The sequence below is a fragment of the Aquifex sp. genome (assembly GCF_056494385.1).
In genome coordinates this window covers 1-19,076 of record NZ_JBSLZM010000034.1, presented here as the reverse complement: position 1 = coordinate 19,076, position 19,076 = coordinate 1, and the positions used below count along the sequence as shown (strand labels likewise).

The 19,076-nt window shown below is 44.0% G+C and carries 18 protein-coding genes; 12 read left to right on the top strand and 6 right to left on the bottom strand.

The window, feature by feature from the left end; genetic code table 11:
* Nucleotides 1–30: 30 nt before the first annotated feature.
* Nucleotides 31–705, top strand: a complete 675-nt coding sequence (locus ACWB1W_RS03040; RefSeq protein WP_479369924.1) for a methyltransferase — start codon at nucleotides 31–33, stop codon at nucleotides 703–705.
* Here ACWB1W_RS03040 and ACWB1W_RS03035 read toward each other — a convergent pair.
* Both ACWB1W_RS03035 and ACWB1W_RS03030 read right to left on the bottom strand, forming a co-directional pair.
* Entirely contained in the window at nucleotides 702–1,493 is a 792-nt protein-coding gene (locus ACWB1W_RS03035) for a Gfo/Idh/MocA family oxidoreductase (RefSeq protein ID WP_479369923.1), read from the bottom strand. The genes ACWB1W_RS03040 and ACWB1W_RS03035 overlap by 4 nt on opposite strands.
* 10 nt (nucleotides 1,494–1,503) lie before the next feature.
* Nucleotides 1,504–2,724 (bottom strand): bifunctional 3,4-dihydroxy-2-butanone-4-phosphate synthase/GTP cyclohydrolase II, encoded by a 1,221-nt coding sequence (locus ACWB1W_RS03030; RefSeq protein ID WP_479369922.1) that lies wholly within the window; start codon nucleotides 2,722–2,724, stop codon nucleotides 1,504–1,506.
* 72 nt (nucleotides 2,725–2,796) lie between these two features.
* Between ACWB1W_RS03030 and ftsH the strand changes: the two genes are divergently transcribed.
* Both ftsH and leuC read left to right on the top strand, forming a co-directional pair.
* Entirely contained in the window at nucleotides 2,797–4,707 is a 1,911-nt protein-coding gene (ftsH, locus tag ACWB1W_RS03025) for an ATP-dependent zinc metalloprotease FtsH (RefSeq protein ID WP_479369921.1), read from the top strand.
* Between the two features lies 1 nt (nucleotide 4,708).
* The gene (leuC, locus tag ACWB1W_RS03020) at nucleotides 4,709–6,007 is read left to right on the top strand and encodes a 3-isopropylmalate dehydratase large subunit (protein WP_479369920.1); all 1,299 of its coding nucleotides are present in this window, start codon (nucleotides 4,709–4,711) and stop codon (nucleotides 6,005–6,007) included.
* Here leuC and pheA read toward each other — a convergent pair.
* A complete protein-coding gene (gene pheA, locus ACWB1W_RS03015; protein WP_479369919.1) occupies nucleotides 6,004–7,095 on the bottom strand; it encodes a prephenate dehydratase in 1,092 nt (363 codons plus the stop codon). The genes leuC and pheA overlap by 4 nt on opposite strands.
* A gap of 62 nt (nucleotides 7,096–7,157) precedes the next feature.
* Here pheA and rplT point away from each other — a divergent pair, with 62 nt between their 5' ends.
* Genes rplT through uvrC form a run of 6 tightly spaced genes read left to right on the top strand, consistent with a single transcriptional unit; the run spans nucleotide 7,158 to nucleotide 12,663 of the window.
* Entirely contained in the window at nucleotides 7,158–7,514 is a 357-nt protein-coding gene (rplT, locus tag ACWB1W_RS03010; RefSeq protein ID WP_479369918.1) for a 50S ribosomal protein L20, read from the top strand.
* Nucleotides 7,514–8,530: a phenylalanine--tRNA ligase subunit alpha gene (gene pheS / locus ACWB1W_RS03005; protein ID WP_479369917.1), complete on the top strand. Its 1,017-nt coding sequence runs from the start codon at nucleotides 7,514–7,516 to the stop codon at nucleotides 8,528–8,530. Before rplT ends, pheS begins: the two co-directional genes overlap by 1 nt.
* Nucleotides 8,531–8,540: 10 nt before the next feature.
* Nucleotides 8,541–9,539 (top strand): hydrogenase expression/formation protein HypE, encoded by a 999-nt coding sequence (gene hypE / locus ACWB1W_RS03000; protein ID WP_479369916.1) that lies wholly within the window; start codon nucleotides 8,541–8,543, stop codon nucleotides 9,537–9,539.
* 1 nt (nucleotide 9,540) lies between these two features.
* Nucleotides 9,541–9,903, top strand: a complete 363-nt coding sequence (hypA, locus tag ACWB1W_RS02995; protein WP_479369915.1) for a hydrogenase maturation nickel metallochaperone HypA — start codon at nucleotides 9,541–9,543, stop codon at nucleotides 9,901–9,903.
* Nucleotides 9,884–10,927, top strand: a complete 1,044-nt coding sequence (locus ACWB1W_RS02990) for a hypothetical protein (protein WP_479369914.1) — start codon at nucleotides 9,884–9,886, stop codon at nucleotides 10,925–10,927. The genes hypA and ACWB1W_RS02990 overlap by 20 nt, the downstream gene beginning before the upstream one ends.
* 44 nt (nucleotides 10,928–10,971) lie before the next feature.
* Nucleotides 10,972–12,663, top strand: coding sequence for an excinuclease ABC subunit UvrC (gene uvrC, locus ACWB1W_RS02985; protein ID WP_479369940.1), 1,692 nt, complete (start codon nucleotides 10,972–10,974; stop codon nucleotides 12,661–12,663).
* Here the strand turns inward: uvrC and ACWB1W_RS02980 are convergent.
* A complete protein-coding gene (locus tag ACWB1W_RS02980) occupies nucleotides 12,658–13,821 on the bottom strand; it encodes an LL-diaminopimelate aminotransferase (RefSeq protein ID WP_479369913.1) in 1,164 nt (387 codons plus the stop codon). The genes uvrC and ACWB1W_RS02980 overlap by 6 nt on opposite strands.
* A gap of 44 nt (nucleotides 13,822–13,865) precedes the next feature.
* Here ACWB1W_RS02980 and ACWB1W_RS02975 point away from each other — a divergent pair, with 44 nt between their 5' ends.
* From ACWB1W_RS02975 to rpmI, 3 genes are read left to right on the top strand one after another with little or no spacing between them, the layout of a single operon-like run.
* Complete coding sequence (locus ACWB1W_RS02975; RefSeq protein WP_479369912.1) at nucleotides 13,866–15,338, top strand: YifB family Mg chelatase-like AAA ATPase; 1,473 nt, start codon at nucleotides 13,866–13,868, stop codon at nucleotides 15,336–15,338.
* Between the two features lie 17 nt (nucleotides 15,339–15,355).
* Complete coding sequence (locus tag ACWB1W_RS02970; protein WP_479369911.1) at nucleotides 15,356–15,802, top strand: c-type cytochrome; 447 nt, start codon at nucleotides 15,356–15,358, stop codon at nucleotides 15,800–15,802.
* 15 nt (nucleotides 15,803–15,817) lie between these two features.
* Complete coding sequence (gene rpmI / locus ACWB1W_RS02965) at nucleotides 15,818–16,021, top strand: 50S ribosomal protein L35 (RefSeq protein ID WP_479369910.1); 204 nt, start codon at nucleotides 15,818–15,820, stop codon at nucleotides 16,019–16,021.
* On the opposite strand, the gene ACWB1W_RS02960 is transcribed toward rpmI, so the two are convergent.
* Nucleotides 15,996–17,999, bottom strand: a complete 2,004-nt coding sequence (locus ACWB1W_RS02960; protein ID WP_479369909.1) for an ATP-dependent helicase — start codon at nucleotides 17,997–17,999, stop codon at nucleotides 15,996–15,998. The genes rpmI and ACWB1W_RS02960 overlap by 26 nt on opposite strands.
* 7 nt (nucleotides 18,000–18,006) lie before the next feature.
* A complete protein-coding gene (gene rlmN, locus ACWB1W_RS02955) occupies nucleotides 18,007–19,050 on the bottom strand; it encodes a dual-specificity RNA methyltransferase RlmN (RefSeq protein WP_479369939.1) in 1,044 nt (347 codons plus the stop codon).
* Nucleotides 19,051–19,076: the final 26 nt, after the last annotated feature.

Genomic DNA, 19,076 nt, shown 5'->3' with positions numbered 1-19,076 from the left:
TGCTAACCTCCTTATTAATATCTTATATTGATGGCGGAAACTACCACACTTGAAAGGAACTCATACGTTCAGAGCTTTAAGAAGTTAAGGATAGCGAAGCTTATAGACGAGAGGCCCGAGTTCAGGAAGCTCAGGCGAAAGAACACCTTCTGGAAGGAAGTGAGCGAGGCTATGGCGGTAAGGGAGAGAATAAAGGATCGCCTGATAAGAGATCCATCCCACGTCGTTATAGACGCCTGTTCGGGAAAAGGGTTTCTTACAACTCTCGTGGGACTTATGCATCCCAAAACTAAGGTTATATCCGTTGACATAGACGAGGGAGCGGACAGGGAACACTTGAAGTATTTAAAGAACGTTGAGTTCATAAATATAGATATAATGAGTGAGGACTTTGAAAAACTCGTTAGGGAAGCGGGAGAGAAGGTTATCCTCACGGGTATACACCTATGCCGAGAACTCTCGGAGAGGTTCATAGAACTCGTAAATAGGTATGAGAACGTAAAGCTTGCTGTCCTTATGCCCTGTTGCGAGGGGAAATACCCCAGAGAAAAATACCAGTTTATAATAGACGAGCTCGGGGTTTACGAAGGCTGGTGCTGTTATCTAAAGGATAAGTTCTCCCGGGATTTAAAGGTAAAGATAAAGAGGGATAAAAAGGTTATCTCACCTAAGAACGTTGTCATAACCGCCGAGAGGGAAGGTTAAACCTTTAAGCTTTCAAGAATTCTTAAGTTTTCCATAGCCCTTTTTCTGCTTCCTTCCCTTCTTATTCCTTCTACGAAGTCTTGGACCATCTCCCTTAACTTATCCCCGTAAAGCCTGCTTCTCCTTAGATTTCCGAAAACTAACTCCTCCTTTAAGAAATCCATAATTAGGTCCCCTTTATTTGTCTTTACTACCCACCTTCTTATCTGTTCGGGATACTCCCAGGCAACCCTTAGCCTGAAGGGAATACTTTTTACCTTTCCCGAAAGTTCCCATACCTTTCCTTCCCTTTTTAGCTCTTCAACCTCAACATTTCCGAACAGATACTGGAGTATATAAAGGTCGTGCCAGGCAAGGTCCCAGAGTGGGTTTATGTATCCCTTTCCCCTGTTCAACCTCTCTATGAGTATCTCTTTAGGTTCTACATTATGGGGAAAGTTCTTTACCGCTTCAGAGTAAAGCTCTATCTCGGATATCTCAAGGTTAGGGTTTCGGTATATCTCGGCAAACTCCTCGCTCGTTCTTGCAGGAGGCTTTTCAAGCAAAACCCTTACTCCTTTGTTCAGAAGTTCATTTGCAACCTTTACGTGTTCTTCGGGGTTTATGGCAATTATTGCGTGGCTTACATCTTCCTTAATATCCCCCAAATGGCAGTAAAAGGGGTAATCCTTTGCGTTATCCCTTTTTTCGGGGTTTGTATCACACAAAACGGGCTTTAAGCCCAACTCCTCAAGCTTTTTAAGATACTTTAACCCCATATTTCCGAGGCCTACGAGGAGGATATGCATAAAGAAGATTTTAAAAGAGGTGACCGAGCTTATCCTTTTTCACCTGTAGGTAAACCCTGTTATACTCGTTAGGTTCTATCTTTATGGGAACACGGTCAACAACTTCAAGGCCGAAGCCTTCAAGAGCTACTATCTTTCTCGGGTTATTCGTCATCAGCTTCATCTTTCTGACCCCGAGGTCCCTCAGTATCTGAGCACCTATTCCGTAATCCCTAAGGTCTGGAGGATATCCGAGCTTTTCGTTAGCCTCAACGGTATCGTATCCCTTCTCCTGGAGCTCGTAAGCCTTTATCTTGTTCGCTATACCTATTCCCCTCCCTTCGTGTCCGAGAATGTAGACGAGAACTCCCTTACCTTCCTTGGCTATCATTTCAAGGGCTTTCTCAAGCTGGGGCCTGCAATCACACCTGAAGGAACGGAAAACGTCACCCGTCAAACATTCTGAATGAACCCTTACAAGGACGGGTTCGTCCTCCCTCCATTCTCCCATTGAGAGGGCTACCTGTTCACTACCAGTGAGTTTATGTCTGTAGGCATGAATCTTGAAAACACCCCAAGGCGTGGGAAGGTGTGCGGTTGCAACCCTCTCAACAAGGGTTTCCTTCCTCAGCCTGTATTTTATGAGGTCCGCAATGGTTATTATCTTGAGGTTGTGCTTCTTGGCAAACTCCATAAGGTCGGGCAGTCTCGCCATAGTTCCGTCGTCCTTCATTATCTCGCATATAACCCCCGCCGGGTAAAGTCCTGCAAGTCTTGCAAGGTCAACGGAAGCCTCAGTGTGTCCCGCCCTCTCAAGAACTCCTCCGGGCCTTGCCTTTAGGGGAAACACGTGTCCGGGCCTTACGAAATCGGAAGGTTTTGCATCGGGAGATATGGCGAGCTTTATAGTTATGGCCCTGTCGTAGGCTGATATACCCGTTGTAGTTCCGTGTTTAGGGTGGGCATCTATAGAAACGCAGAAGTAAGTTCCTTTGGGGTCGGTGTTCATAGGGGTCATCGGGTGAAGGTCAAGCTCTTCACACCTTTCAGGAGTTAAGGAAAGACATATCAGCCCCCTTCCGTATTTAGCCATAAAGTTAATAGCCTCGGGTGTTACCTTCTCCGCGGCCATTACGAGGTCTCCCTCGTTTTCACGGTCGGGATCGTCAACGACTATAACCATCTTGCCCTTTCTTATGTCTTCTATGGCTTCCTCAACGGTGTTGAACTTAAACTTCTGCTCTTGCTCCATGAGAAATAATTTATGGTATTGAAAAGGTTTTTCACCTTAATTATTTTTTTATTATCCTTCAGGAGGAGGTAGATGAACGCACTTAAAAACTTGTTTGTATGGATAATTATTATCGGAGCGGCAGTTTTGGCCTTCAACCTCTTTGAGACTAAAAGAGATTTTACCACAAAGGTATCCCTTAACGAACTCGTTAAGCTCGTAGAAGAAGGTAAGGTTTCTTACGCAGAAGTAAAGGGGAATACCGTAATCGTCCAAACGAAAGACGGGCAAAAGCTTGAGGTAAACCTTCCCCCCAATACGAACCTCGTAGATAAGATGGTTGAGAAAGGGGTAAGGGTTGAGGTAAGCAATCCTGAACCTCCGGGGGGCTGGATACTCAACGTATTCCTTTCGTGGCTTCCTATACTTCTATTCATAGGTATATGGATACTCATACTCAGACAGATGTCAGGGGGAGCAAACGCAACGAGGGCCTTTAACTTCGGAAAGAGCAGGGCAAAACTCTACATAGAGGAAAAGCCAAAGGTAACCTTTAACGACGTTGCCGGAATAGACGAGGTAAAGGAAGAGGTTAAAGAGATAATTGAGTATCTGAAGGATCCCGTTAAGTTCCAAAAGCTCGGCGGGAGACCTCCGAAGGGAGTTCTTCTTTACGGTGAGCCCGGGGTAGGAAAGACACTCCTCGCTAAAGCTATAGCGGGTGAGGCTCACGTTCCCTTTATCTCGGTATCGGGTTCAGACTTCGTTGAGATGTTCGTAGGTGTAGGTGCGGCTAGGGTAAGGGACCTCTTTGAAACAGCAAAGAAGCATGCACCCTGCATAATCTTCATAGACGAGATAGATGCGGTTGGAAGGTCAAGGGGGGCTATAAACATAGGTGGAGGTCACGACGAAAGGGAACAAACCCTGAACCAGCTCCTTGTTGAGATGGACGGATTTGACACTTCCGACGGTATAATCGTTATAGCCGCAACAAACAGACCCGACATTCTTGACCCTGCACTCCTCAGACCGGGAAGATTTGACAGGCAGATATTCATACCAAAACCGGACGTTAGGGGAAGGTATGAGATACTGAAGGTTCACGCGAGGAATAAAAAGCTGGCCAAGGATGTAGACCTTGAGTGGATAGCAAGGGCAACACCTGGATTTACGGGAGCTGATCTTGAGAACCTACTTAACGAGGCTGCACTCCTTGCGGCAAGGAAAGGAAAGAAAGAGATAACGATGGAGGAGGTAGAAGAAGCCCTTGATAGAATTACAATGGGTCTGGAGAGAAAGGGAATGACCATATCTCCCAAGGAAAAGGAAAAGATAGCTATACACGAGGCGGGACACGCGCTCATGGGTCTCGTTTCCGACGACGACGATAAGGTTCACAAGATATCTATTATCCCGAGGGGTATGGCTCTGGGTGTCACCCAACAGCTTCCCATAGAGGATAAACACATATACGACAAGAAGGACCTGATGAACAAAATACTCGTTCTCCTCGGGGGAAGAGCAGCGGAAGAGGTATTCTTCGGAAAAGAGGGAATAACGACGGGAGCAGAGAACGACCTCCAGAGGGCTACGGACCTCGCTTACAGAATGGTTTCCATGTGGGGTATGAGTGAGAAGGTCGGTCCGATAGCGATAAGGAGGGTTGCAAATCCATTTCTCGGCGGCATGACAACCTCTGTAGACACCAGTCCGGACCTACTCAGGGAGATTGACGATGAGGTAAAGAGGATAATCACGGAATCTTACGAGAAGGCAAAATCCATAGTTCAACAGTATAAGGAACCTCTAAGAGCTGTTGTTAAGAAGCTGCTTGAGAAGGAAACGATAACCTGTGATGAGTTTGTTGAGGTGTTCAAGCTTTACGGAGTTGAATTGAAAGACAAGTGCAAGAAGGATGAAATCTTTGACAAGGATAAGAAATCTGAGGAAAATAGGGAAGTTAAGGAATCTGAAGAAGCTGTGAAGGAGGAGGTAGCCTGAGATGGGTATGACTATAACTGAAAAAATTTTGGCGGATCACGCCGGTAAGAAGGAAGTACATCCAGGAGAGCTGATAACCGCAAAGATAGACCTGGCTATGGCCAACGACGTTACTGCACCTCTTGCAATAAAGATTCTTGAAAAATACAACATAGACAAAGTGTTTGATCCCGAAAGGATAGCGCTGGTTCTTTCCCACTTTGTCCCGGCAAAGGATATAAAGTCTGCGGAACAGGCGAAGATAGTAAGAGATTTCGTAAAGAAGCATGGAATTAAGTGGTTCTTTGAAGAGGGAGAAGGTATAGAGCATGCACTCCTTCCCGAAAAGGGTCTTGTTGTTCCGGGAGACCTCGTAGTCGGAGCGGACTCCCACACTTGTACATACGGAGCTCTCGGGGCCTTTGCTACGGGTGTGGGTTCTACAGATATAGCCTACGCCATGGCAACGGGTGAGGTATGGCTAAGGGTTCCCGAAAGCATGAAGTTTATCTTTTACGGAAACCTCCAGCCCTGGGTAACGGGTAAGGACCTAATCCTTTACACGATAGGCCAGATAGGTGTTGACGGGGCTCTTTACAGGGCTATGGAGTTTGAAGGGGAAACTATAAGAAACCTCTCAATGGAACAGAGGTTAACGATAACAAACATGGCTATAGAGGCGGGAGGAAAGAGCGGGATAATAGCTCCCGACGAGAAGACGATAGAATACGTTAAAGAAAGGGCACAAAAACCCTGGAAAGTTTACCAGAGCGACCCCGATGCGGAGTATCACTCCGTTTACGAGTGGGACGCTTCAAAGATAGAACCCCTCGTAGCATGGCCTTATTTACCTTCAAATGTTCACCCTGTATCCGAGTCAACCCACATAACTATAGACCAGGCTTTTATAGGTTCCTGCACTAACGGAAGGATTGAGGACCTTAGACTCGCAGCGAAGGTATTTGAAGCGGCACTCAAGCAGGGTAAGAAGGTTCATCCCTATGTAAGGTGTATAGTAATTCCCGCATCAAAAGGTGTTTACAAGCAGGCTATGAAGGAGGGACTCATAGACATATTTATGGAAGCGGGATGTGTGATATCCACCTCAACGTGCGGACCATGCCTCGGGGGACATATGGGTGTTCTCGCGGAAGGCGAGAGATGCATATCAACCTCAAACAGAAACTTCCCCGGAAGGATGGGACACCCCAAAAGTGAATCTTACCTTGCAAATCCGGCTGTAGTTGCCGCCAGTGCGATAATGGGAAGGATAGCTCACCCCGACGAGGTAGTAAAGGCGGAAGCCCTCGCGGAGGTCTAAGACTCGCTTTGAAGGGCACGGGGGTAAGAACCGAGGACTTTTAAGAATTGGGTTTTCTCCTTTAGTTCTTCAAGGGCTCTTTTAACTTTGTCTTCCTCCCTGTGTCCTTCTAAATCAATGAAAAAAACGTAATCCCAAGCCTTCTTTTTTGAAGGTCTTGATTCTATCTTTGTCAAGTTTATTCCGTATCTGTAGAAAACCTCCAGGGCTTTATACAGTGCTCCCGGTTCGTCCTTCACACCGAAGAGAAGACTCGTCTTATCCTTTCCCGTTGCCTTCAAGTCTCTTTTTGATATTACAAGGAAACGCGTGTAGTTGTCCCCCGTGTCTTGTATGTTTTCAGCGAGTATGTTTAAGTGGTAGGTGTAGGCCGCAACTTCTGAGGCTATGGCACCCGCTTCTTCGTTCTCAAGGGCGATTTCACAGGCTTTCGCAGTGCTTTCAACCTCTATGACTTGAGTATTGGGAAGGTTTCTTTCTATCCAGTTCCTGCACTGGGCTATTGCCATCCTGTGAGAGTAAACCTTCTTAATGTTTTCCAGACTGTCCGAAGAGGAAAGAAGGTGAAGGGTTATGGGGATAACTATCTCACCCGATATCTTTACATCACTCGTTAGAAACATATCAAGGGTGTAGTTAACAACTCCTTCTATGGTGTTTTCCACGGGAACTACTCCGTAATCCGCTCTCCTCGTTTCAACTTCGGTAAAAACGTCCTTTATAGTGCTGCAGGGAATAAATTGAGCAGAAAATCCGAAGAACTCAAGAGCCGCCTGGTGGGTAAAGGTTGCTTTAGGCCCAAGATAAGCTATCTTTAGCTTCTTCTCAAGGGAGAGGCAAGCGGATATTATCTCCCTGTATATATGGATTAAAGCCTCACTCGGGAATTTCTCCCCGTAAAGTTCCCTATTCATTCTGAGCAACTTCTCAAAAATCTCCCTTTCCCTCTCCGGAACGTGAATAGGTAGGTTTCTCTTTGTCTTTATCTCCCCTATCTTCCTTGCTAGCTCTGCCCTTCTGTTGAGGAGTTTGAGTATTTCCTCGTCTATCTTGTCTATCTCTTCCCTCAGTTTTTTAAGCTCCTCCATGCTCAAAGAAAAATTTATCATAAATGTGTTAAAATACTTTTTCTCGTAAAAGGAGGATAGGAATGAGAGTAAAAGGTCCATCTTCTAGGAGAAAGAAAAAAAAGATTCTTAAGCTCGCAAAGGGATACAGGGGACAGAGAAGCAGGTCATACAGAAGGGCTAAAGAGGCCGTAATGAGAGCCCTATACTACCAGTACAGGGATAGAAAACTCAGGAAGAGGGAGTTCAGGAGATTGTGGATAGCAAGGATAAACGCTGCGGTCAGGGCTTACGGACTTAATTACAGCACCTTTATTCACGGTCTTAAAAAAGCCGGTATAGAACTTGACAGGAAGATTCTCGCTGATATTGCTGTAAGAGACCCCCAAGCCTTTGAACAGATTGTTGGTAAAGTTAAAGAAGCTCTTCAGGTTCAGTAATGGAAAACGTAGAGAAGATTAAGGAAGAGGTAAGGTCTCTTCTTTCTTCTGTTTCCACCTTAAAAGATTTAAAAGACCTTAAGTCAAAGTATCTCGGAAGTAAAGGGATAATAAAGGAGCTTCTGAAGAAAATTAGGGAAGTCCCCCCCGAACTCAGAAGGGAATACGGGAAGAAGGTAAACGAGCTCAAAGAATTTGCGGAAAAGCTTTTTAGGGAAAAGGAAGAGGAACTAAAGAGGAGAGAGCTTGAGGAGAAGTTAAAGGGTGAGTGGGTAGACCTTACAGTCCCGCCGGAAAGAACAATAGGCTCGCTCCACCCCATAACGATAACCCTTGAGAGGATAAAAGAGATATTTAAGGGAATGGGTTTTGAGGTTGAAGAGGGACCGGAGATAGAGCTTGAAGAGTATAACTTTGACCTCTTAAACATTCCTAAGGAGCACCCGGCAAGGGATATGCAGGATACCTTTTATGTGAATAAAGAGGGGTATCTTCTCAGAACCCATACATCTCCCGTTCAGATAAGGACTATGCTTAAGAAAAAACCCCCCATACAGATGATAGCTCCCGGAAAGGTTTACAGGAGGGATGACGATCCGACACACTCTCCTATGTTTCACCAAGTTGAGGGTCTTGTAGTAAACGAGTATGCGAACTTCAGACATATGAAGTACGTTATTGAGGAGTTCTTAAGAAGGTTCTTTGAGACGAATCTACCTGTAAGGTTCAGAACTTCTTACTTCCCCTTTACCGAACCGTCCGCAGAAGTTGACATAGGTTGTGTTATCTGCAATCAAGAGGGTTGTAGGGTCTGTAAAGAAACGGGATGGCTTGAGGTTATGGGTTGCGGAATGGTTCACCCGAAAGTTCTTGAAAACTGCGGTATTGATACGGAAATTTATCAGGGATTTGCCTTCGGTATGGGTGTTGAAAGGCTTGCTATGCTCCTTTACGGGATAGATAACATAAAGCTCTTTTACGAGAACGATCTTAGATTTATAAAGCAGTTTTTCTAAATTAAACCTTATGCGCAAAATACTTTTATCTCACGGAAGCGGAGGAGAAGAAACCCAGAAGTTAATAAAAAATCTATTTTTGAAGTTCTTTTCAAACGAAATTCTTGATAAGCTTGAAGACGCTTCAATACTTACAACGGGAAAAAAAATAGCCTTTACGACGGACGCCTTTACCGTATCCCCGATATTTTTTAAGGGAGGGAATATCGGAAAACTTGCGGTTGCCGGAACTGTTAACGACCTCTCGGTTATGGGTGCTAAACCTCTTTACATGTCTGCATCTTTTATTATTGAAGAGGGTCTCCCCTTTGAAGAGCTTGAGGAAGTTGTCCGTTCAATGAAAGAGGAAGCCCAAAAGAGCGGTATAAAGGTGGTTGCAGGGGACACTAAGGTGGTTCCGAAAGGTGCAGCAGATAGGCTGTTTATAAGCTGCTCCGGAATAGGGGAGGTTGTTTACGAGGGACTCTCCGCCCATAACCTTAAGGAAGGGGACTTAATACTCGTTTCGGGAAGTGTAGGAGACCACGGAGCCTGTATACTTGCAGAAAGGGAAGGTCTTGAGTTTGACGTTCCCGTAGAAAGCGACTGTAAGAGTTTATGGGGTATGATAGAAAAGGTTTTATCAAGCGGTGCGGAGATTCACGCCATGAGGGACGCAACGAGGGGAGGGCTTTCGGCTGTTCTGAACGAGTGGGCTTATCAGTCCGGTGTTGAGATAGAAGTTGATGAGGAAAAAATTCCCGTGAAAGATGCGGTAAGGGGATTGTGTGAGCTTCTCGGATTTGAACCTTTTCACCTTGCAAACGAGGGTATGGTAGTGATTGCCGTAGATGAAGAAGGTGCAGAAAAGGTTTTAGGGATTCTACGCTCAACAGAGGAAGGAAAAGATGCGCAAATCATAGGAAGGGTTATTAAAAAGGGAAATCCTAAGGTGGTTATAAATACACCTTACGGTGTGAAGAGGGTAATGGAAGCCCCTTCGGGAGAACTTTTGCCTCGTATATGCTGAAATGCACGAGTTTTCAATTGTTCAGAGTCTTCTTACTATGATAGAGGAATACGCCAGGGAACATAACGCAAGGTCGGTAAGCAAAATAGTTGTGAGTATAGGTGTTCTATCCGGTGTTGAACCTCACCTTCTTGAAATGGCTTTCAACACCTTTAAAGAGGGAACCATAGCGGAAAAGGCAGAGTTAGTTATGGAGATAGAAAAGCTAAGGCTGAGGTGTAGGGAGTGCGGAAAGGAAGGTGAGAAGGAAGAGCTGAATATGGTGTGTCCCTTCTGTGGTTCTCTTAATACGGAAATAACTGCGGGTCAGGATATGCTTTTAAAGAGCTTGGAACTTGAGGTAGATGACGATAATCCTTCTTGATGCGGGAGGGAATGTCGGTTTCTCTTTAAGTTACGAGAGGGGGACACTTTGCACAGTAGGCAGACGCTCAGAAGAAAAGGAAAAGGCGTTACTCGGTTATAACCTCAGGTTCTTTACCCTAGACTTGGGAGAGGGTTCCTACTCTTATACGGTTCAAGCGTTAGGTGATAAATGTCTCGCGGGAGTTGTGTATCTGAAAGATGGAAAGGAGAGAATAGCACTCGTTCTTTATAAAAGAAACGTATTAAAGGTTTTTAAACTTCCCCTTAAAGGTGACCTAATGCTTTGGCAAGTTATAAAGACGGAGGACGGCTTTATCCTTGTAGGGGGCATAAGGGAAGAAAACTGGGATGCATTTATCGTAAAGCTTTCTACGGACTTTAAAACTATCTGGAGTAAAAGGCTTGATTTTTCGGAAGAATACTTTTACTCGGTTGAGAAAGTCGGGAAAGTTATATACGCGGTAGGTAGAATAAAGAGGAAAAACTGGGACGCATTAATCGTTAAGTTTTCAGAAAACGGAGACATTCTCGTGAGCTACACATTAGGTGGTGAGTTTAAGGACTACCTAAGGTTCGTTAAAGAAGTTCACGGAAGGGTGATAGCCGTGGGAAGAAGCGAAAACAAAGAAGGAGACAGTGACCTCCTTGTTTACGAATTTCGGAATTATCACCTATACGATATAGGAGAATACGACTACGGAAGAGCTATAAGCGAATACGGAAAAGGCTTTATAATTGTGGGAGAAACCCGTTTTGAAGGAAATAACGACGGCATATTTCTCATTACTGACGATAACTTCAAGCCTGTAAAGGCCTATAAACTCGGCTGGGAAGGAACAGACGCAGTAAGGTTTATGGATTTCCCCTTTTTCGTAGGATACACATACTCCTTTTCCTTTAACCCTTCCCTTCTGCTGGGTATATTCTCAAGAGGAATGGAAGAAATAAAAGCGAGAAGGGTAAATAGAAAGCTGGAACTGGAAGAAATAAAGATGAGAGAAAAGGAATTTCCCAAATCCTGATGGAGAAATAGCTTGAACTTAAATAGCATTAAAAATTATAAATGATGGATATCGGCGAAAGGATTAAAGGAGCTCCCGAAAGGCCGGGAGTTTATCTCTTCAAAAAAGGGAAAAAATTCCTTTACATAGGGAAAGCTAAGAACCTTAAAAAGAGGCTTCAGCAACACCTAAAGCTTGCGGAAAGGGACCCGAAAGAAAGGGCTATAGTTTTCGGCTCGGATACACTTGAGTGGATAGTTACGAAAAACGAGTTTGAGGCACTCGTTCTTGAGATAGACCTCATTCAACACCATAAACCTAAGTATAACGTCCTCCACAAGTTCGGCGGTGGGTATCCCATGCTACTTTTAACGAAGGATAAGTTTCCTACGCTGAAGATTGTGAGGGGAACGGAGCACGAGGGTGAGCTTTTCGGTCCCTTCCTACAGAGCAAGAAGGCTTATAAGATTAAGAAACTTGTTCACAACCTTTTTAAGCTGAGAACGTGCGACCCGTTGCCAAAGAGAAGCGAGCCCTGTATGGATTACCATTTAGGTCTTTGCTGTGCTCCTTGTTGCGGTTACGTATCGGAAGAGGAGTATAAGTTATACGTTGAGAGTGCGAGGGCTCTGCTAACCGGCGAGGTAAGAGAGGTTCTCCCGAAACTATACGAGAAGATAGAGGTGTTTTCCCGCGAGCTTATGTTTGAGAAGTGTGCCCAGATAAGAGACCAGATAATAGCCCTAGAGAACATAGCAAAGGGGCAAAGTGTTTCCGCACTACCTGTTAAAGAGGCCGACATGATATATAAGGACGGTTATACTGTTCTCCTTTTCCTGATAAGAAGCGGGAAATTTGTGGGGAAGGAAGTTTTTACCTTTGATACGGAAGAAGAGGTTGAGGAGTTTATTCTCGGTTATTACTACGGGAATTACGTTCCCGAGAAGATATTTACAAACCTTGAGCTGGGTGAGGAAGTAAAAAAGTGGATAAGGGAAAGGGGAAGGGGAAGAACAGAATTTCTAAAAACGATCCCCGAGGAGCTCCTTAACATCGTAAAAGAGAACCTGAAAGATAACGTAGACCTTAAAGCCCTTGAAAAAGAGTTTAAAGAAAAACTTAACCTCTCTTTACCGAAGATAATAGAGGGGTTTGATGTGTCCCACTTTGCCGGAGAGGATATAGTCGGCTCGTGTGTTGTCTGGAAGGAAGGAAGAATGGACAAAAAATCCTACAGGAGATACAGAATAAGAACGGTAAGCGGGATAGATGATTACGCGTCCCTTGAGGAGATTTTAACGAGAAGGGCTAAAAGGATTAAGAAGGGAGAGGTGGAAAAGCCCGATATATGGCTCATAGATGGTGGAAAGGGTCAGCTTAACGTAGGTGTTAGGGTAAAAAAACTTTTCGGACTTGAGCTGAAAGTCTTCAGTCTTGCCAAGGAGGAAGAGATACTTTACACAGAGGAGGGAAAGGAGATAAGACTTAAAGAAAATCCCCTTCTGTATAGGGTTTTCGGACTGATAAGAGATGAAGCCCACAGGTTTGCCATAACATACAACAGGAGGTTAAGGGAAAAGCGTTTTATGGAAGATGTTCTTGACCGCATAAAGGTCGGAGAGGCAAAGAAAAGGCTTATTTACAGGAATTACGAAACCTTATATGACTTCATAAGTGCAGACGAAGAGGAACTGAAAAAGCTCGGGATAAGCCCGAGCCTGAAGCAGGAAGTTAAGAAGTACCTTGAAGGTTTATAGCTTTAAGGACTTAATCCTTTCCGCAGCCTCAAGGAGTCTTTCTGTGGGAACAGTTAACGATATCCTGAAGTATCCCTCTCCGTATTCCCCGAACCCGTTTCCGGGTGTGCATACTATTCCCGCCTCGTCTATGAGTCTTCCCACAAACTCCGCGGAAGTATAACCTTCCGGAACCTTTATCCAGAGGTAAAATGTGTAATCACTCCTGTAAATCTCAAGACCTATCTTCTCAAGGGCTTCTGTCATTATCTTCTTCCTCTCTCTGTATACATTCCTGATTTTCTCAACCTCTTCTTCCGGAAGGTTTAGGGCTGCTATCCCTGCATCCTGGACAGCTCCGAACTGTCCGCTGTCAACGTTCGTTTTCACCTTTCCGAGTCCCGCGATGAGCTCCTTATTCCCGACAGCCATACCTATACGCCATCCGGTCATGTTGTAAGTTTTTGAAAGTGAATGAAACTCTATGGCAACATCCTTAGCACCGGGAACCTGAAGTATGGATGGAGGTTTTTCACTTCCCGTGTATATCTCGGAGTATGCGTTATCGGATGCAACTATAACGTTATACTCCTTAGCCCAGCTAACGAGTTTTTCGTAAAACTCAAGGGTTGGAGGTGCAGACGTTGGGTTGTTAGGGTAGTTTATCCATATAATCTTTGCCTTTCTCGCCACGTCTTCTGGTATGGCATCAAGGTCAGGAAGGAAGTTATTCTCCTCTTTTAAGGGAACCGTGTAAGGTGTTCCTCCCGCAAATATAGCACCTATCTTGTAGACGGGATAGGCCGGGTCAGGGCAGATAACTATATCCCCGGGATTTACAAAAGCAAGGGGAAAATGAGCTATACCTTCTTTTGAACCTATAAGTGTTATAACTTCGGTCTTTGGGTCAAGTTCAACGCCGAAGCGTTTTTTATACCAATTCGCCACCGCCTCCCTGAACTCAAGTTTCCCGACGTAAGAAGGATACTTATGATTTTCCGGATTTTCAAGGGCTTTCTTTGCAGCCTCAACTATGGGTTCGGGTGTGGGCATATCGGGGTCTCCCACACCGAGGTCTATAACGTCAACACCCTGTTCTATCTTCTCCTGTTTCTTTCGGTCCAGTTCAGCAAATAAGTAAGGGGGCAATACCTTTAACCTGTCGGAAAACTCAAACACCTTCCACCTCCTGTGTGGAGTTTAGACTTTTAATATTATCTTAAATGGTTGCGGTAGTTTACAGCGGAGGGATGTGGGGAATAGAAGGTTTCCCCGTAGAAGTTCAAGTAGATGTATCAAGCGGACTCCCTTCTTTCAACATTGTTGGTCTTCCCGATAATGCCGTTAAGGAAGCAAAGGAGAGGGTTCGCTCTGCTCTGAAAAATTCTGGCTTCGGATTTCCCCTAAAAAGAATAACCGTAAACCTATCTCCTTCGGACAGAAAGAAGCTGGGGACCCATTACGACCTTCCTATAGCCTTGGGGATACTGGTGGCAACGGGACACGTGAAAATGGGAAACTCCGTTGTTTTCGGAGAGCTATCCCTGAACGGAGAACTCAAGAAAGTAAAGAGTATCCTTGCCCTTCTAATTTCCCTAAAGGAGAAGGGATTTAAAAACTTTATAATTCCGGAAGGAAATACGGCGGAAGGAAGTTTGATAAAAAACATAAATGTTTACACCTTCAAGACGCTAAAGGAAACGGTCGAATTCTTAAGAGGAGAAGCAAGAAAAACTCCTTTAACCTTTCGTAAACCTATGAAAAATACCTCATTTAACGAAGACCTTAGAGATGTAATGGGGCAAATTCTCGGAAAGAAAGCCCTTGAGATATCCGCCGCGGGATTTCACCATTTATTGTTTGTAGGCAGTGCCGGAGCAGGGAAGTCTATGCTCGCAAAGAGGATAAGAGGGATATCTCCGCCGATGGAGTTTGAAGAGGTTCTTGAAGTTTCAAAAATTTACAGCCTCTACGGTAAGGAAGAACTAATAACGGAAAGACCTTTTCAGTCTCCCCATCATACGAGTTCCGAGATAGCCTTAGTAGGAGGGGGAAATCCGCCAAAACCCGGCATTATATCCTTAGCCCATAAGGGGTATTTGCTCCTTGATGAGATAGCGGAGTTTCCGAGAAAAACAATTGAGGCTTTAAGGCAACCTCTTGAGGAAGGTAAAGTTCAGGTAAGCAGGGCGGGGAACAACGTAATATTTCCCGCGGAGTTTACCCTTATAGGCACAATGAATCCCTGCCCTTGTGGAAATTACAAAAACCCCTTTAAGGAGTGTGTATGTTCCGAAAAGGAGATAAAAGCTTACAATAAAAAGATTTCGGAACCGATAAAAGATAGGATAGACCTGAAGGTTTGGCTTTATCCTTTGAAAGAAGAAGATCTCCTGAAGTTTTCTCAAGGGGAGAGTTCCCAAAAGGTAAGAAAGAGGGTTGAAGCAGCTTATAACATACAGAAAGAAAGGGGTAAGTTTAACGGAAGACTTAACAATGAAGAGGTAAATAAATACTGTTTGAATTTATTAGAAAGTAGTGCAAAGCTTCTCCTAAAGGAAGCTGTTAAAAATTTAAAGCTATCCGCAAGAAGTTATTACAAACTTCTTAAGGTTTCAAGAACTATCGCCGACCTGGATGAAAGTGAAAAGATAAGAGAGGAACACATATCAGAAGCTTTACAGTTTAGAATATAAATTCGGAGGTGTAAGAGATGAAGATAAAGTATCTTTTAATAAGCGGATTAATGCTCGGGCTTGTTGCCTGTGAACAGCCCCAGAAGAAAGAAGAACAAAAGAGTGAAACTCCGAAGCAAGAAGCTGTAAAGCAGGAAGTCAAGCAAGAAACTAAGAAGGAAACCAAACAAATGGCAACCGCAAGTGCCGGTGGAGATGTTGAAAAAGGTAAAGCCCTTTTTAACTCAAAGGGATGCGCAGCATGCCACCAACCCGCTGCTGATGCAGTAGGACCTTCTCTCAAGAAGATAGCACAAGTTTACGGAAACGACGTTGAAGGACTTGTTAAGTTCCTGAAAGGTGAAGCTAAGCCGAAGGTAGACCCTGCTAAGTTTGCAGTAATGAAACCTCAACTGGCACAGCTTAAGGGTCTTTCCGAAGGAGAGTTAAGAGCGATAGCTTCTTTTATTCTGTCTTACAAGTAATCTAAGGAGGCTGTTATGGCTAAGGTTAAGATGAAGACTAACCGTTCTGCTGCAAAGAGGTTTAAGGTAACCGCCGGAGGGAAAATAAAGAGGTGGAAGTCGGGAGGAGCTCACTACAACACTAAGAAGTCTTCAAAGAGAAAGAGACACCTCAGAAAACCCACATACGTAAAAGAGAATATGGAGAAACACGTCAAGGCACTTCTGAAGGCGTTTTGAGCACCTCAAGGAAGGAGGTGTGTATAACCTTTTCCTCCCCATTCTCAAACCTCACCTTTGCCCTTTCCCCTATAACTTCTAAAACCATTCCCTTTCCGAAAACCTTGTGTATTACGTAGTTCCCCTTTCTTACGGTGTTATTTGGTATAAGTTCTTCCCTGTATTTCTCTTTCTTCCTCCTGAAAGCGGATAGGTCAAGAAAGGATTTAGGAATGTCCGAGAGAAATCTACTTGGTTTATTTTTTTCCTTCTTTGCGTAGCTCATAAAAAGTAGGTCCTTAGCTCTTGTTATTGCAACGTAAAAAAGCCTTCTTTCCTCCTCAAGCTCCCTTAAATTCTCAAATGACTTCCTATGAGGGAGTATCCCCTCCTCAAGTCTCGGGAGGAACACGACGGGAAACTCAAGTCCTTTTGCGGAGTGGATGGTCATTATCCTTACAGCATTTTCCTCTTCCTCCTCGGAAGTCGTAAGGGAAATCTCCGTAAGAACCTCTTCAAGCGTGTAACCCTTCCTGTGAAAGTCCTTAAGAGAGTTTAAAAACTCCCTTACGTTTTCCGTTCTCTCTTCGTAGTCTTTTTTAAATTTTTCCCTTAAGAGCTCGTAGTAGTTTATCTTTTCAATGAACTCCTCAAGTTTTTCCGGGTACTTGTGAACTTCCTTATATAGGGGAACGAGTGCCCTCAGAAACTCATAAGTTGAAAGCGCAGCGGTTTTAGGTAACTTTTTTAAGGAGTCTTTTGCAGCTCTCAACCAACTACCTTTAAAGTTCTCCTCGATTAGCTTAAAGCTTTTCTCTCCGAAGCCTCTCAGGAAGAACTTAGTTATTCTTTTGAAGGCTATCTCATCGGAAGGATTTACCACAATTCTAAGAACTGCTACAAGGTTTTTAATTTCCTGTCTCTCGTAGAATTTCAGCGTTCCGACAACCTTGTAAGGTATTCCGGTCTTGAAAAAGGTTCTCTCGAAAACGTCCGTAAGGTATCCCGCACGGAGAAGAACCGCAATATCCTTAAACTGATAATTCCCCGATAACTCCTTAATCTTGTTTGATATCCAAAGTGCTTCTTCCTCTTCGTCCTTGAACCTTTTAACGTAAGGTTTCTTTCCTTCCCCCCTTACACTTTTGAGTTTAGGAATTAGCTCCTTCCAATCAAAGCAAGAAGCCTCAAGGACAGCGTTGGCAACACGAAGAATTGCCTCCCTTGAGCGGTAGTTTAACTCAAGTTTTACTATATCGGGTTCAAAGTCTTCAATAAACTTAAGTATGTTGTCGGGTCTTGCGTTCCTCCACTCGTATATACACTGGTTAGGGTCCCCTATTACACATATGTTTTTATCCGCAAGGAGCTTTAGAATCTCATACTGTATCTCGTTCGTATCCTGATACTCATCCACGAGTATGTATCTGAACTTTTCCCTGTATTTCTTCCTTACCTCTTCTATACGGAGAAGGTTGTAAAGTTCCTTCATTAGGTCCGAAAAGTCAAGGAGTTTGTTCTTTCTAAGCAGTTTGTTGTAGTCTTGAATTAATACCTCCTCCCAGGCATCCAAACTTCCTAAGCTTTCCTTAGCCTTCGCTATTTTCTCCCTTAGCTCCTTGGGGTCTTCTTTAATCCCGTATTTATTTAATACCTCCTTCAGTATCTCAAGACTATCGGCCTCATCGGCAACTGTAAAATCCTTAGGAATACCTATTCTCTCCCCGTCTATTTTTAGGATTTTTAAGGCTACTGAATGAAAGGTTCCGCTCCATTCAAGTTCAAGACCTAAGGTTTTCTTCACCCTCTCCTTAATTTCGTTTGCAGCTTTATTTGTAAAGGTTATACAGAGAATTTGGTCCTTCTTTAATCCTTTTTTCAGTAAATATTCAACCTTGTGTATTAAAGTTTTCGTTTTTCCCGAGCCCGCACCCGCTATAACGAGAAGGGGCTTCCCGAAATGCTCTACCGCTTTTTTTTGCTGTTCGTTCAGCTCCATGGAAAATTCATTTTAAGACGTGCTCCCTTTTTGCCCTTAGCTGTCCGCAGGCACCGAACACTTCAACTCCCTTACTGAACCTTACAAAGTTTGATATGCCGTGTTTCCATAAAACCTTTTGGAACTTCATTATGTCCGTAAGGGCAGGTCTCTCGTAAGGAAGGTTAGGGTCAGGATTAAAGGGGATTAGATTCACCTTGAATCTCTTTTTATGCCTTCCTATTAGTTTTGCAAGTCTTTCCGCATCTTTCGGAGAGTCGTTTACCCCCTTTATCAGAACGTATTCAAGGGTTATCCTTCTATACTTCGGTAAAGGAAAGTTTTTAAGAACTTCCATAAGCTCCTCAAGGGTGTTTGTCTTCGTAAGGGGCATGAGCTCTTCTCTTTTCTTCTGACTTACCGCATTCAGGGAAACCGCAAGGTTCACTTCCCTCATGATCGGGTCTTCTGCCATTCTTCTTAGCGGGGCTATTATACCGCTGGTTGAAACCGTAACCCTTCTCTTTGATAAGTCCATCCCTTCGGGAGATACGAATATCTCAACAGCTTTCCTCACGTTCTCGTAGTTCGCAAGGGGTTCTCCCATACCCATGAAAACAACGTTTCTAATTTTTTCTTCCCCCAAGTCCTGTTTTACCTGTATGTATTGGTCAACTATTTCGGAAGCGGAAAGATTTCTTTTCAATCCGTCAAGTGCCGTAGCACAGAAAGTGCACCCTACCGCACAACCTATTTGTGAGGATACACAAAGGGTGTAGTGGTCCCTTTCTTTTATTAGAACCGTTTCAACAACGTGGCCGTCTTTTGTTTTAAATAAATACTTTACCGCATCGGGAGCTTCCACTCTTTCAATCTTTTCAAGGGGGTGAAATAGAAATTTCTCTTTTAATAACCTTCTGTGTTCCTTGGATAGGTCTGTCATTTTATCAAAATCGGTAATGAACTTCTTGTATATCCACCTGAAGACCTGTTTAGCCCTGTAAGGTTCAAGCCCGAGCTCCTTAAACTTCTGTTTCAATTCTTCAAGTGTATACTCGGTTATGAATTCCATAATTAATAAAGATAGTTTAAAGGTTA